This is a genomic window from Pseudoalteromonas sp. SG43-7, assembly GCF_014164295.1.
GTDB lineage: Bacteria > Pseudomonadota > Gammaproteobacteria > Enterobacterales > Alteromonadaceae > Pseudoalteromonas > Pseudoalteromonas rhizosphaerae.
In genome coordinates this window covers 1-14,588 of sequence record NZ_JACJEY010000078.1, presented here as the reverse complement: position 1 = coordinate 14,588, position 14,588 = coordinate 1, and the positions used below count along the sequence as shown (strand labels likewise).

The window sequence follows — 14,588 nt, the reverse complement described above, 5'->3', positions numbered from 1 at the left end:
AATCTTCAATCTTCAATCTTCAATCTTCAAAAAATTAATCGTCTTCGATGTTATCCAAACCTTTGGTGCCGTCTTTGGCTTTTAGTTTATGGTGTATTGCTGATTTTATTAGCATGTAACCGCTGATCGGTGCGGTGATCAATAAGAAAATTGAGATCAATAATTCTTTGACACTAACGCCATCTTGCGTGTTGCTAAAAAATATCATCGCGGCGATTAGCATTCCAGCCATGCCAAGGGTTGTAGCTTTTGTAGGACCATGCAGACGCATAAAAAAGTCCGGCATTTTGATAAGGCCTATCGAGCCTATTAATATAAATGCACCACCGATTAATAATAATATAGAAACTATCCATTCACTGATCATGTTATTACCCTTTATTCGATGATGTCGCCACGTAACAAGTACTTACATACCGCTACTGTACTTACAAAGCCAAGCATCGCGATTAACAGTGCAGCTTCAAAATACAACCCTGTGCCCATACTCATACCGTATAAAATAATTAACGCTATGGTATTAATATACATAGTATCTAGCGCTAAAATGCGGTCAGGTACAGAAGGGCCTACCACCAAACGCCATAAGTTAAGCAGTAACGATAAACCAATCATTGCAAAAACAATTAAAAAGACCGTTTCTAACATTGAAATATCTCCTTAAGAGGTGCTTCGTAACGTTGTTTAATGGTGTCGATCAATGCTTGTTCGTCATCTAAATCTAATACATGAATAAGCAAATAACGCTGCGTTGGTTGCTCACCCTCAGCGAGAGATTCAGGTATCGGATATACCTCTGCACTTACGGTGCCCGGTGTGAGCGATACTGTGCTTGCCAAAATAGTGATAGGCATAGCATGACTGAGCTCTATTGGTACTTTTACAAACGCGGGACGCAGTTTTTTAACTGGCCCAAGAATAAGCAATGCGACTTGCATATTGGCGGTAATAATGTCGTACATCACGATGATTAACTGCTTTAGCGCTAAACCGGGCTTAATAATAAGCGGTTGTGGTTCGCGAAATGGAAAACTGACTAAAGGAATTAAAATAGCGAATATCACAGCCAACACTATATGACCTGCCGATACGCTGTTATTAAGTAGCAGCCATACGACAAACAATAATGCACTGCGAAAAGGTGTTGGTAACCAACGAAAACGTGATTCTAAACGCATTATAAGCCCCCTCCAAGTACCGTATTGATACCACCGGTAATATCATGCAATTGCGTAGCAGCAGCAATCATATATTCACTTACTGCGCCGCCAAAGATCACTAACAAAGGCGAACAAACTAATAAAGCAATTATTGCCGTGACCTGCAATGGATGCGCTTTTACTCCTTCAGTCGGTTCACTGTCTTGGTGTTTGCGTTCCCAAAACAAGGTAGTACCCGCTCGAGATAATGCGACCAATAATGCAAAGCTGGCAAGCAAGTAAACAGGCCAAAATAGCAATGCTTTTTCGCTATCTAAGGTGGTTTTTAAAATCCACACTTTACCAATAAACCCTGACAGTGGTGGCATGCCGACTACAGCTAAAGCAGCAATAATAAAGCACGTGCCTAATAAGTATGGTTGCGCTACGCCGCGTCCTGGCGCAAAACGATCCGCAACTTTACCACGCTGATGAGCAATTAGGTCGGCCACTAAAAATAAGGCCGCGCACACTAAGGTTGAATGCACTAAGTAATACAACAGCGCCGCTGTGGCATTAATGTTTTGTAATGCGACTAAGGCGACTAACGTCCCCACCGATACAATCACTAAATTAGCAGTGAGCTTACGTAAATCTTGCGCGGCAACAACACCAATGGAGCCAACTATAATAGTTGCAACGGCCAAGCCCCACAACCATGGTTGTGCCATGTGTGCAAGTTGTCCTGCTTCATCACCAAAGATAACGGTATAGACACGCAGCATTGCGTATACACCCACTTTAGTCATAATTGCGAATAATGCTGCCACCACAGGCATTGCACTAGCGTAAGTATTGGGTAACCATAAGTGCAGTGGTAACAATGCGCCTTTTAGCGCAAAAACAACCAGCAGTAATAACCCACCAATTTTTGCAAGGTAGACGTCATCGCCCTGTAACTGCGACACTTTTTGTGCCATATCGGCAATATTCAAGGTGCCTAATACACCATATAAAATACCCAGTGCAATCAAAAAAACACTCGATCCAATCAGGTTTAAACTCACGTATTGAATGGCTGATCGCGTTTTGTGTTTATCACCGTCATGCATTAGTAATGAGTAGGAAGCAATTAACAGCACTTCAAAAAATACAAACAGGTTGAATAAATCCCCTGTTAAAAACGCACCGTTAACACCCAGTACCAAAAAGTGTACTAAAGGATGAAAAAAGCCCCCTTTTTCATCATCTCCCATACAGCTGTAAACAGTAACAGCCAAACCTAGAAATGACGTTAGTAACACCAGTAGGACTGACACTAAATCAGCAACCAGCACGATCCCAAATGGGGCTTGCCAGCCGCCGATGGCATACACAATAATGCCTGAGTGGAAAACTTGCCATAATAATAGCGCACTGACGAAAGTGTTTAATAATGCCATGACTACAGAGGTAACACGACGAATAGGAATACTTTTCCCACAGGGAGGTAACAGTAAAATAATGCCGGCAAGCATAGGTAATAAAATTGGCCAAGAAGCTAGATGCTGGATCATTTGTGCTCCTTGTGTTCAATTTTACCTAAGTGACCATCTACATGATCATTGCCTAAATCAGCACGACCACGAATTGCCAAAATCACGACAAAGGCGGTCATTGCAAAACCAATTACAATGGCAGTCAAAACTAAAGCTTGCGGCAGCGGATCGGCATAGTCAGTGCCAGTACCAAGCACGACGGCTTTATTAATAGTTAAGCGCCCCGCAGAGAATAAAAATAAGTTCACTGCGTATGACAGCATCGTTAACCCTAATACTACCGGAAAAGTCCGTGCTCTTAGGATCAAGTACACCCCACAAGTCACCAATACACCAACGCATGATGCGTATAACAGTTCCATTAAATATTTACCTCTTTCTTAGGTGTATCTGCGGTTAACTTACCTAGGCTTGCGAGTATCATTAAGGTCGCGCCGACTACGGTCATGTAAACACCTAAATCAAATACGATGGCACTGGCCAGTTCTACTTTGCCGATAAATGGCACATCAAAATATTCAAACCAAGTGGTTAAAAACGGTCGTCCAAATGCCCAACTTCCTAGCCCTGTTAACATTGCAATGGCGATACCCGAGGCAATGATCTTTCGATAGTTCACATCAAAGCGCTTAGAGATCCAAATTGAACCATGAGCCATATACTGCAAAATAAAGGCAATTGCAGTGACTAACCCGGCAATAAAGCCCCCACCAGGTAAGTTATGACCGCGCAAAAAGATATACGCAGAGACTAATAACGCCAATGGCAATAAACTTTGTGAAATACTGGCTAATAACAGAGGATGACGTTCTCGCGCCCAAGGGCGACCTTCACTGTCGCTGGCTGGCATAAACAATGGTAAATTAGTTAATACTTTATAAATACCTAACGCTGCAATACCCAGTACCGTGATTTCCCCTAGGGTATCAAAGCCCCTGAAATCAACCAAAATAACGTTTACGACGTTGGTACCGCCTCCGCCAGTTTTTGCATTGGCGATAAAGAAATCTGAAATTGACTCAAGCGGACGCGTTAATAATGCATAACAAATACTGGCAATAACCACCCCCACTGCTGAGGCAATCCCTAAATCACGTAAAATACGTAATGAACTCGACTCTTTAGGTGTGCGTTGCGGTAAGAAGAATAATGCCAGCATTAATAAAATGACTGTCACTACCTCTACGGTTAATTGTGTAAGCGCTAAATCGGGCGCTGAGAAGCGAGTAAATGCCACTGAAACCATTAACCCTACGATTGATATCATCAATAACGATACCATCCGTGAGCGATGCCAAATCACAGTGCTAATGGCACCGATGATCATTAAACCTGCACCAATGGCATTATGAAAATCGATCGGCGTACGTGGCGCAGTACCCGCCAAAGCGTTCATTTCAAACAATGGCCAACCAGCACACAACAATACGACCCCCAACATCACAACAATGTAACGTTGCAGAGAACCATTTTCGGTGCTGCTGATTTTTTCTTGACTCCACTTAATGATCGCATAGACAAACCGCTCAAAGGTTTTTTTAGCATTTAATGGAGGTAGTGATGCTTGAAACTTAAATAAGTGCTTACGCTGAATATATATAAATACACCGCCCACGACAGCCATCGCACTCATAAGCAATGGTAAATTAAAACCATGCCAAATTGACAGTTTAAACTGTGGTGTCGCTTCCCCAAGAACTGCTAGCGACGCCGCTGACAAAATACCATCAACCACAAAGTTTGGAAACATACCGACTAGTAAACACAACACAACGAGTATTTCGATTGGCACACGCATATAGCGAGGAGGCTCATGCGGTGTTTTTGGTAAATTGATTGGGTCGCCATTAAAGAATACATCGTGAATAAAGCGTGCCGAATATGCCACAGAAAAAGCAGCCGCTAGAGTTGCTAATACAGGAATAAGCCACGACATAGAACCTAGTATTTGTTGATGTAAGGTTTCTGCAAAAAACATTTCTTTTGACAAGAAACCATTTAATAGCGGCACCCCAGCCATTGCCGCCGCCGCAACCATTGCCAGTGTCGCTGTATAAGGCATAAATCGCCACATACCATTGAGCTTACGCATATCTCGCGTACCAGTTTCATGATCAATAATACCGGTGGCCATAAATAATGACGCTTTAAACGTTGCATGGTTAATAATATGAAATATTGCCGCTACTGTGGCAAGTTCAGTATCTAACCCAAGTAATAAAGTGATCAAACCTAAATGACTAATGGTTGAATACGCCAGCAGCCCTTTTAAATCATGCTTAAATAAAGCGATGTAGGCGCCGACCAATAACGTTGTTAAGCCGGTCATGGCAACCAAAATAAACCAGATATCTGTTCCAGCTAACGCTGGATAAAAACGTGCAAGTAGGAAGATACCGGCTTTTACCATAGTCGCTGAATGCAAATAGGCACTCACTGGCGTTGGGGCTGCCATTGCGTGCGGTAACCAAAAATGAAATGGGAATTGAGCTGATTTAGTAAATGCACCTAGCAATACCAACACTAATGCAACTTCGTATAAGTCATGTGACTGGATCAATGTTTTGCTAGCTAAAATAACGTCTAGATCATAGCTACCAACAATATCACCAAGCAGAAGTAAGCCGCCTAGTAGAGCTAATCCGCCTGCTCCAGTGACTGCTAATGCCATACGTGCCCCTTTACGGGCCTCTGATTTATGCCACCAAAAACTGATTAACAAAAATGAGCTAATACTGGTTAATTCCCAAAACAGCCATAGTTGAATCACGTTATTCGACATCACAATACCGAGCATTGCAGTCATAAACAGCATTAAGTAACAGTATAATTTTGGCATCGAGTCATTATTACTTAGGTAATAACGGGTATAAAAAATAACCAGCAACCCGATCCCTAAGATCATAAAGATAAACAATAAGCTTAAGCCATCTAGGCGAAAAGCCAGCTCCATACCCAGCGCTGGTATCCATTGTGTGGTAAAGCGAATTGTCTCACCAGCTAAAACCGCTGGCGTGTGATAAATCGCAATTGCTAAGGCGCATAAAGGCGCTAGCATAGTTAAGCTCGTAGATTGATTACGAGTCAATTTGCCGGTGCAGGAAGAAATAACACTGCCAATTAAGGATAACAGGGGTATCCAGAGCAAAGTCATAGAGAGAAACCTTTTGAAGTCATAAGAGTATCAATACACTGCTAGTTAGTTTTAGTTTAGTACTGGTCATTTCGGATGGTTTTAATTTTAGCTTCAATAAACGCTTTATAGGTATATAGTTATACTGATCAGCGACGATTTTGTCTATAGTAAGCCCTTCTACCTGCTGTTATTTTGTACTATTTTAGTGCTGACAGCATATTATTTACAACTTTATCCCTCAATATTTTTTTTTGTCATTTTGTTTATAAAGTTCATAGGTGCTTTAAATTGCTGAAAATAGTCGCTAAATCGTAGTGGTTGATAGCTCGGATCAGTAATTTGTTGCAACCATAATTGTTGATAATGCACTGACAAAGGGATTTGTTGATATTGCATTATTGACCAGTTATGACTTGGTTTATATGCTTTAATTGGTGTTTGACAGCTATCACTTAGCTGCCAGCCAGCCGGTGGTGTAAGATCATTGGCAATAAAAAGGTTCGGCGCCACCAAGCCTTTTTGATTACATAACCACGCCTGCTTCGCTGCGGGTAATGGATACTCATCTTCAAAGCCGTTAAAGTGCATCAGCTCATGTAAAAATAAACCGTAATAACTCGCCGAGTTTAAGTGCATTATGCCACCTTGCACATTGCCTGAGCCAGTTGCGGTCATCATCACTATAAAATCAAAGCCCGTTGGCCAAGCTTTATTGTGAGCTAAAGGCTGCCAATCACATTTAGCGGCATGTTGCGGCTGTTGTTGGCAGTTTATGGAGTCCCCTAAATAAATCGGCTTACTAAAACAAAAACTGCCTGAGCTCGGTTGGGGGTGTTGTTGATAACGAATTTTAAATGCATTAAGTTTTGCTAAACCTTGGCGATGATCTGTCATCATCAACACATTAAACTGACACTGCGGTTGCGCTTGCAGCTGTGAAAAGGATAATAAAAATCCCTCATGACTGGCAAAGCTTTGGTCAATACTCGCCGGTGTGGCGCCATGGTGTAATTTTAATTGTTCTGCCGCATGACTTGCAGGCAACAGGTGTTGCTCTGCCAGTGATGTTAAATCATCCCAACGTTCTGATTGCAGTAACAATGCACTGAGTCTGCGGCGCTTATCAACACTTTGCTGAGCCACGCTAACACGCCAAAAAGGTAAAGCCGATTGTGCTTGATCATTTGTTAGTAACCGCAGTGCCCAAGCAAATTGTGCATCTGTAACAGCATTTATAGCTAATAAGTATAAGGTAGCATCAGTCAATGAATTAAGCTGAGCATTAAAATCGTCAATAAAACGATAATAACTAATAAGAATAGAATCTGGGGTATGTTTTACATGCCAAAAGGCAATATCGCGATGCTGATTAACTGAGCTTGGTAAATATCCCAAACTCAGCATAACAACAACACTAATAAATAATTTAACTGTCGTTTTCACCAGCCATTAACTCAAGCTCTAAACGGGCATATTTATATTCCACAAACTCATGCACATTGGTGGCAAGTGCTAAACGAAAGAAATCTGCGGCTTGATAATCAAGCCCTTTAGCTTGATATATTTTAGCTAAATAAAAGTAAGCTTCGCATAGCCGCTGCGCATATTCTTGTTCAGTTTTAACACCATCGGCAAGACTTGTTAAAAAGCTCTGCTCGCTCATATCGCCCAAATAAAGTGATATTAAACTATACGCCCATTGGCTATCATCCAGCCCTTGTGCATTGCTTTTTAAGTTTGCTAAAGCTTGCACAGGATCAGCGCTTGCTTGCGCTAGATAAAGCCATAACACCCGGTAAGGATCACTTGGCGAACGAGATAAAAACTCTTTAAGATCAGCTGCTGCAAGATTTGCTCTATCGCCATAGTAAAGAGCAATACCACGATTTAAGTAGGCATATTCGTGTTGCTCATTGAGTTCTAACGCTGAATCAAAAAATTCATAGGCTTTTTCAAATTGTTGCATCAAGGTATGGTGAATACCTAAAAAGTTATACACTTCGGCTAAATCGGGCTTCAATTGCACAGCACGATTAAAATCAATCCGCGCCAAGGTAGACATACCTAAACTATCAAATAATACGCCACGGTCATAAAATAATTTTGCTTGTTGATCTGGCGCTAGATCAGCACGATTTAATAATTCAGAATAACGAGCTATCGCTATTTCACTACGAAAATCAGACGCTAAAGGCGCAGTGAAAGGCACATTCACAATCGCAGTCGGTTGTGCTTGCGAAGTAGATTGACAGGCGCTTAAAGACAGAATAGCAAACGATGCCAAGGCTATGTGTTTAAGTATCATTAAAATCCTTTATACCAAGATAAGTAGCAAACTGATAGGACAAGTGTTATCCAAAGAGGTTTCATTAAAGCATAAAAAAAGAGGCTATACAGCCCCTTTTTATATTATCCAGAGAATATCTGGATTAAATATCAACAATTAAGCGTCAGTTGGTGCATCAGCTGCGGCAGCTGCTGATTCCATTGCTTCTTTGATACTTAAACGTACACGACCTTGACGGTCTACTTCTAGTACTTTAACTTTAACTTCTTGACCTTCAGATAGGTGATCTGTCACGTTATTTACGCGCTCAGTACTGATCTGAGAGATATGCACTAGGCCATCTTTACCAGGAAGAATGTTTACAAACGCACCGAAATCAACGATACGTACAACTTTACCTTCGTAGATAGTACCTACTTCTAGTTCAGCTGTTAATTGCTCAATGCGGCTAATTGCATTTGCTGCGCTTTCACCGTCTGTTGCTGCAATTTTGATTGTACCGTCATCACCGATTTCAATCGTAGTACCTGTTTCTTCAGTAAGTTGACGAATAGTTGCGCCGCCTTTACCGATAACTTCTGCGATTTTCTTCTGTGGTATCTTCATAGTGTAGATACGCGGAGCAAACATTGAAAGCTCTTCAGATGGTGCAGAAATCGCTTCGTCCATCACACTTAAGATGTGTAAACGTGCAGCTTTTGCTTGTTTAAGCGCAATTTGCATGATTTCTTGAGTGATACCTTCAATCTTGATATCCATCTGTAGTGCAGTGATACCTGCAGCAGTACCAGCTACTTTAAAGTCCATGTCACCTAAGTGATCTTCATCACCTAAGATATCAGAAAGAACTACGAATTTTTCGTCTTCTTTAACTAGACCCATCGCGATACCCGCAACAGACGCTTTAATTGGCACACCCGCATTCATAAGTGCAAGTGAAGTACCACATACTGATGCCATTGAAGATGAACCATTTGATTCAGTGATCTCAGATACAACACGGATTGAGTAAGGGAACTCAGTCAATGTAGGCATTACAGCTTGGATACCACGCTTAGCTAGGTTACCGTGGCCGATTTCACGACGCTTAGGAGAACCTACAAAACCTGTTTCACCTACGCAGAACGGAGGGAAGTTATAGTTAAGCATAAAGTGGTTTTTGTGTGTGCCAGTTAAATCATCGATTAACTGTGAATCACGTTCTGTACCAAGTGTAGCAGTTACAAGTGCTTGAGTTTCACCACGCGTAAAGATTGCAGAGCCGTGAGTACGTGGCAATACGCCAGTCATTACGTCAAGTGCACGGATCATATCTGGTTCACGACCATCGATACGTTTTTCGCCAGCAGTGATGCGCCCACGTACGATTTTCTTCTCAAGAGAACCAAATACTTTGCCAACTTCTTGCTTGTCTAGTGACTCGCCTTCAGCAAGCTCAGCTGTTAATACAGCAACAACTTCGTCTTTAGCTACGCCAAGTGCTTCTTTACGAGCCACTTTATCAGTGATGCGGTAAGCTTCGCCTACTTTATCAGCTGCGATTGCTGCTACTTTATCTTCTAAAGCAACGTTCTTTTCAGGTGCTGCCCAATCCCATGTAGGTTTGCCAGCTTCTGCTTTGAATTCGTTGATTGCGTTGATGATAGCTTGAGATTGCTCATGACCATATACAACCGCACCTAGCATAACGTCTTCTGCAAGTACGTCAGCTTCTGATTCAACCATAAGTACTGCGTTATCAGTACCAGCAACAACTAAATCAAGTTGGCTTTCTTCAAGCTCTTTTAACGTTGGGTTAAGTACGTATTCGCCGTTGATGTAACCAACGCGCGCTGCACCAATTGGACCACTGAATGGGATACCAGAGATAGCAAGTGCTGCTGAAGTACCGATCATCGCAACCATATCAGGTTGAATTTCAGGGTTAACAGAAACAACAGTAGCAATAACTTGTACTTCGTTTACAAAACCATTTGGGAAAAGTGGACGAATTGGACGGTCAATAAGACGTGCAATAAGTGTTTCACCGTCGTTTGGACGACCTTCACGCTTTAAGAAACCACCAGGGATACGACCTGCAGCGTACATACGCTCTTGGTAGTTAACTGTTAGTGGGAAAAAATCTTGGCCCGGTTGTGCTTCACGCTTACCAACAACAGTAACTAATACTGATGTGTCGCCAATACTTGCTAGTACTGCGCCGTCTGCTTGACGAGCGATTGCACCGGTTTCTAGGGTAACTGTATGTTGACCTAGTTGAAATTCTTTAATAATTGCTTGCACTTAAAATGTTCCTTAAATGTGTTCTAATAAGTTGCCATCAAAGTACCAATTACAGTACATAATTGTATTCAGTTGGAAATCAATTAAGTACTACAATTGGCAATGATGTGAATAAGCGTAGATAAACCTTTTTATCTACGCGCATAGTATATAACAAAGTAATGCAAAATTGCGAGCTTAGTCCCTAGATAAAAGTGGTGATAATAGGCGCGCTAAAAAGTGTGCTTTGCTGTCACTAACTATGTGGCTTTTATTTGATATTTCAAGAGAATTAATTGTTGTGGACAGAGAGAGTGAGAAATTTCAGGCACAAAAAAAGGAGCTATAAAGCTCCTTTCTATGTAATCTAGTTCTTAGCGACGTAGGCCAAGTTCTTGGATTAACGCAGTATAACGTGCAATGTCTTTACCTTTAAGGTAATCAAGCAGTTTACGGCGAGTGCTTACTTTACGAAGCAGACCACGACGTGAGTGGAAGTCATGCTTGTGATCAGCAAAGTGACCTTGAAGCTTGTTGATATCAAAAGTAAGAAGTGCAACTTGTACTTCAGGTGAACCAGTGTCGCCTTCTGCACGTGCGAATTTTGCGATGATATCGATCTTTTCTTGATTGCTTAGTGACATAGTAACTCCAAAAATAAAATTTAAAAGGTGTCTTAGCCGATCACTAATTCAGCCAAAACGATTAGCGGGCGTATTCTACCAGCTACGGCAATAACTACAAGCTAAACTTTACGCTGTTGTTTCTTGCTGATTTGATAAGCCACGTTTTGACTTTAAATGGCCATCAGGATTACGTTCACCAGTGCCAATAAACACACCATCAGCGAGCACTTTAATTGCCCCTTCTGGCAGTTCAATATCAAGTACAACCGCCTGACCATGGCTAAAAGAACTACCTTGCTCTTTACTGAGCTCAACCACAGGTAGACCAACTAATGCGGTGTCCATTGGCAGTAATAGTTCATCAAGATAAGTAGAAGGCGTAAGCTCTTCTTGTTTCGCTTTTACTAATAACGCTTCTAACTGCTCAAGTGACACCATTTTGTCAGCAGGGTAATGCCCTACCGCACTGCGATGCAACATGATCACATGCGCGCCACAACCCAGGTTTTCGCCTAAGTCATCGACGATAGTACGAATATAAGTACCTTTTGAAACATGGGCGGTCATTTGCACTTCGTTATTAGCTTCATCGAACTCATCTAGTGTTAAACTAAATACGTTGATTTTTCTGCACTTGCGAGGTACTTCAATGCCTTCACGCGCATATTTATATAAAGGTCGGCCTTCATATTTTAACGCTGAATACATTGACGGGTATTGATCTGACTCACCTAAAAACTTAGCAATTTCTTCGCTAAGTTGCTCAGCCGTCACATTGACATCTTTAGTACTGACAATTTCACCATCAGAATCTGATGTTGTCGTACGTTCACCTAATTTAGCGCGAACTACATAGGTTTTGTCAGTATCGAGTAAAAACTGAGTAAATTTAGTCGCTTCACCAAAACAGATAGGCAGCATACCCGTTGCAAGCGGATCAAGGGCACCGGTGTGCCCCGCTTTTTGTGCAAAATACACACTTTTAGCTTGCTGTAGCGCTTTATTTGATGAAATGCCTATTGGTTTGTTTAACAACAAAATACCGTCAACTGGACGGCCTTTACTGCGCTTTGCCATCTGTATTAGTGCCTTTTTCGCTGTCTGTTTCGTCGATATGCTCTGCATCATCTACGCTATCAACTTCGTCATCTACATGCTTTGCTTTATCTTCACGAATAATAGAATCAACAAGGTTTGAAATACGCATGCCTTCCATCAGTGAATTATCAACCACAAACTTAAGCTCTGGCATAATACGGGCACGAATGCGTTTGCCAAGTAGTGAGCGAATATAACCGGTCGCTTCATTTAATACTTTAGCACTTTGCTTTGCAGCATCTTCATCTTGGGTGTTAAACACAGTAATAAAGATTTTTGCATAAGATAAATCACGTGATACTTCTACAGCAGATACTGTAACCATACCTAAACGTGGATCTTTAATTTCACGTTGCAAAATAACAGCAATTTCTTTTTGAATTTGCTGAGCAACACGATCAGTACGAGAAAACTCTCTCATTAGACTCTACTCTAAAAATTATAACTCATTGAGAAATATAAATAAGTTATTTAAATAATGGATACACAAATGGGGGCTGAGCCCCCATTTATTATCTTAGCTTACGAACAATTAAAGTGTACGTTGTACTTCAACTGTTTCGAATACTTCGATTTGGTCACCAACGCGAACATCATTGTAGTTCTTAACGCCGATACCACATTCCATGCCGTTACGAACATCAGCAACGTCATCTTTAAAGCGACGTAATGACTCAAGCTCACCTTCGTAGATAACCACGTTATCACGAAGTACACGAATTGGTGCGCTACGTTTAATAACACCTTCAGTAACCATACAACCAGCGATAGCGCCAATTTTAGGTGACTTGAACACGTCACGAACTTCAGCTAGACCAATGATCTCTTGCTTGAACTCTGGTGCTAACATACCAGACATAGCTTGCTTCACTTCGTCAATCAAGCTATAGATAACGCTGTAGTAACGTAAGTCTAAGTTCTCAGACTCAATTACTTTACGTGCCGATGCATCAGCACGAACGTTAAAGCCAACCACGATTGCATTAGATGCTGCAGCAAGGGTTGCGTCAGTTTCAGTGATACCACCTACGCCTGAGCCTACAATCTTCACTTTAACTTCATCTGTTGACAGTTTAGTCAATGAATCAGAGATTGCTTCGATTGAACCTTGAACGTCTGCTTTAAGTACCACATTAACTTCAGACACATTGCCTTCAGTCATGTTAGTAAACATGTTTTCAAGCTTCGCTTTTTGCTGACGTGCTAGTTTAACATCACGGAATTTACCTTGACGGTAAAGTGCAACTTCACGGGCTTTACGCTCGTCTTTAACTACAGTTGCTTCGTCGCCCGCTGCTGGAATACCAGATAGACCTAAAATCTCAACTGGGATTGAAGGACCTGCAGACTTGATGTCTTTACCGTTTTCATCGCGCATTGCACGAACACGACCATACTCAAGACCACATAATACAATGTCACCTTGGTTAAGCGTACCAGATTGTACAAGGATAGAAGCAACTGGACCACGGCCTTTATCAAGACGAGATTCAATAACAACACCAGCAGCCATACCCACAGTTGGAGCAGTAAGTTCTAACAACTCAGATTGGTTTAATACCGCTTCAAGGAGGTCATCAATACCTAAACCAGTTTTAGCAGAAATATGCACATACTGTGTATCACCGCCCCACTCTTCAGGAATAACGTCTAGTTGAGCAAGCTCATTCTTAACGCGATCTGGGTCTACGCCTTCTTTATCCATTTTGTTAACAGCGATAATTAAAGGAACGCCAGCTGCACGCGCATGCTGAACCGCTTCTTTAGTTTGTGGCATTACACCATCATCTGCTGCAACCACTAGGATTACGATATCTGTTGCTTTAGCACCACGAGCACGCATTGACGTAAACGCCGCGTGACCTGGAGTATCCAAGAAAGTGATCATGTTACCATTTACGTCAACATGATAAGCACCGATATGCTGTGTGATACCACCGGCTTCGCCAGAGGCCACTTTTGCTGAACGAATATAATCAAGCGTTGACGTTTTACCGTGGTCAACGTGACCCATTACAGTTACTACTGGTGCACGTGGCTCAGATTTACCATCTTCATGACGGTCATTTAGTACTGTTTGCTCTAATTCGTTTTCTTTAACAATGATAACTTTGTGGCCCATTTCTTCTGCAACTAACTGTGCAGCTTCTTGGTCGATCACTTGGTTAATGGTAACCATGTCACCCATTTTCATCATTGTTTTTACAACTTCAGCGCCCTTAACGGCCATGCGTGATGCAAGCTCAGCAACTGTAATTGTTTCGCTAATACGCACTTCGTTTTTCACGTCAACCGTTGGCTTTTGGAAGCCATGTTGTAATGAAGCTGGTGCTTTTAGCTTGCTTTTCTTGCCTCTCGAAGGAACAAATTTCTCCTTCGCTGGGGCTTTTTTCTTTTTCTTCGCACGGCGTGTGCCTTGCTCATCACGCGCATCAGCAGCATCTTCTGCTTCACGTGCGTAAGTAGAAGTCGTAAGGTGGTGATCAGCGGTTTCTTCGCGCT

13 protein-coding genes are annotated in these 14,588 nt (G+C 41.8%); all 13 read right to left on the bottom strand.

Annotated elements, in window-relative coordinates:
- Positions 1–34: 34 nt before the first annotated feature.
- Positions 35–367, bottom strand: a complete 333-nt coding sequence (locus H5200_RS21485; RefSeq protein WP_182718692.1) for a Na+/H+ antiporter subunit G — start codon at positions 365–367, stop codon at positions 35–37.
- 11 nt (positions 368–378) lie between these two features.
- Positions 379–648 carry a K+/H+ antiporter subunit F gene (locus H5200_RS21480; RefSeq protein ID WP_016707651.1) on the bottom strand — a complete coding sequence of 90 codons (270 nt, stop codon included), beginning with the start codon at positions 646–648 and terminating at the stop codon, positions 379–381.
- Complete coding sequence (locus H5200_RS21475) at positions 642–1,178, bottom strand: Na+/H+ antiporter subunit E (RefSeq protein WP_145240454.1); 537 nt, start codon at positions 1,176–1,178, stop codon at positions 642–644. Before H5200_RS21475 ends, H5200_RS21480 begins: the two co-directional genes overlap by 7 nt.
- Complete coding sequence (locus H5200_RS21470; RefSeq protein WP_182762564.1) at positions 1,178–2,695, bottom strand: monovalent cation/H+ antiporter subunit D; 1,518 nt, start codon at positions 2,693–2,695, stop codon at positions 1,178–1,180. Before H5200_RS21470 ends, H5200_RS21475 begins: the two co-directional genes overlap by 1 nt.
- Entirely contained in the window at positions 2,692–3,039 is a 348-nt protein-coding gene (locus H5200_RS21465) for a Na+/H+ antiporter subunit C (RefSeq protein ID WP_145240450.1), read from the bottom strand. The genes H5200_RS21470 and H5200_RS21465 overlap by 4 nt, the downstream gene beginning before the upstream one ends.
- On the bottom strand, positions 3,039–5,831 hold the full coding sequence (locus H5200_RS21460) for a monovalent cation/H+ antiporter subunit A (RefSeq protein ID WP_182762562.1): 2,793 nt from the start codon (positions 5,829–5,831) through the stop codon (positions 3,039–3,041). The genes H5200_RS21465 and H5200_RS21460 overlap by 1 nt, the downstream gene beginning before the upstream one ends.
- 213 nt (positions 5,832–6,044) lie before the next feature.
- Positions 6,045–7,256: a hypothetical protein gene (locus H5200_RS21455; protein WP_182718694.1), complete on the bottom strand. Its 1,212-nt coding sequence runs from the start codon at positions 7,254–7,256 to the stop codon at positions 6,045–6,047.
- Complete coding sequence (gene nlpI / locus H5200_RS21450) at positions 7,240–8,118, bottom strand: lipoprotein NlpI (RefSeq protein ID WP_182718695.1); 879 nt, start codon at positions 8,116–8,118, stop codon at positions 7,240–7,242. The genes H5200_RS21455 and nlpI overlap by 17 nt, the downstream gene beginning before the upstream one ends.
- A gap of 138 nt (positions 8,119–8,256) precedes the next feature.
- Positions 8,257–10,383, bottom strand: a complete 2,127-nt coding sequence (pnp, locus tag H5200_RS21445; protein WP_182762560.1) for a polyribonucleotide nucleotidyltransferase — start codon at positions 10,381–10,383, stop codon at positions 8,257–8,259.
- Between the two features lie 353 nt (positions 10,384–10,736).
- Positions 10,737–11,006: a 30S ribosomal protein S15 gene (gene rpsO / locus H5200_RS21440; protein WP_016707659.1), complete on the bottom strand. Its 270-nt coding sequence runs from the start codon at positions 11,004–11,006 to the stop codon at positions 10,737–10,739.
- Positions 11,007–11,114: 108 nt separating this feature from the next.
- The gene (truB, locus tag H5200_RS21435) at positions 11,115–12,065 is read right to left on the bottom strand and encodes a tRNA pseudouridine(55) synthase TruB (RefSeq protein WP_145240440.1); all 951 of its coding nucleotides are present in this window, start codon (positions 12,063–12,065) and stop codon (positions 11,115–11,117) included.
- Entirely contained in the window at positions 12,049–12,507 is a 459-nt protein-coding gene (gene rbfA, locus H5200_RS21430; RefSeq protein WP_182740728.1) for a 30S ribosome-binding factor RbfA, read from the bottom strand. Before rbfA ends, truB begins: the two co-directional genes overlap by 17 nt.
- A gap of 111 nt (positions 12,508–12,618) precedes the next feature.
- Positions 12,619–14,588: translation initiation factor IF-2 (infB, locus tag H5200_RS21425; protein WP_182762558.1), on the bottom strand; the 1,970-nt coding region annotated here is incomplete at its 5' end.

Excerpts from the sequence above, each read along its gene's own strand:
- H5200_RS21485 (WP_182718692.1), bottom strand. The coding sequence starts at position 367 with ATGATCAGTGAATGGATAGTTTCTATATTATTATTAATCGGTGGTGCA.
- H5200_RS21480 (WP_016707651.1), bottom strand. The coding sequence starts at position 648 with ATGTTAGAAACGGTCTTTTTAATTGTTTTTGCAATGATTGGTTTATCG.
- H5200_RS21475 (WP_145240454.1), bottom strand. The coding sequence starts at position 1,178 with ATGCGTTTAGAATCACGTTTTCGTTGGTTACCAACACCTTTTCGCAGT.
- H5200_RS21470 (WP_182762564.1), bottom strand. The coding sequence starts at position 2,695 with ATGATCCAGCATCTAGCTTCTTGGCCAATTTTATTACCTATGCTTGCC.
- H5200_RS21465 (WP_145240450.1), bottom strand. The coding sequence starts at position 3,039 with ATGGAACTGTTATACGCATCATGCGTTGGTGTATTGGTGACTTGTGGG.
- H5200_RS21460 (WP_182762562.1), bottom strand. The coding sequence starts at position 5,831 with ATGACTTTGCTCTGGATACCCCTGTTATCCTTAATTGGCAGTGTTATT.
- nlpI (WP_182718695.1), bottom strand. The coding sequence starts at position 8,118 with ATGATACTTAAACACATAGCCTTGGCATCGTTTGCTATTCTGTCTTTA.
- rpsO (WP_016707659.1), bottom strand. The coding sequence starts at position 11,006 with ATGTCACTAAGCAATCAAGAAAAGATCGATATCATCGCAAAATTCGCA.
- truB (WP_145240440.1), bottom strand. The coding sequence starts at position 12,065 with ATGGCAAAGCGCAGTAAAGGCCGTCCAGTTGACGGTATTTTGTTGTTA.
- rbfA (WP_182740728.1), bottom strand. The coding sequence starts at position 12,507 with ATGAGAGAGTTTTCTCGTACTGATCGTGTTGCTCAGCAAATTCAAAAA.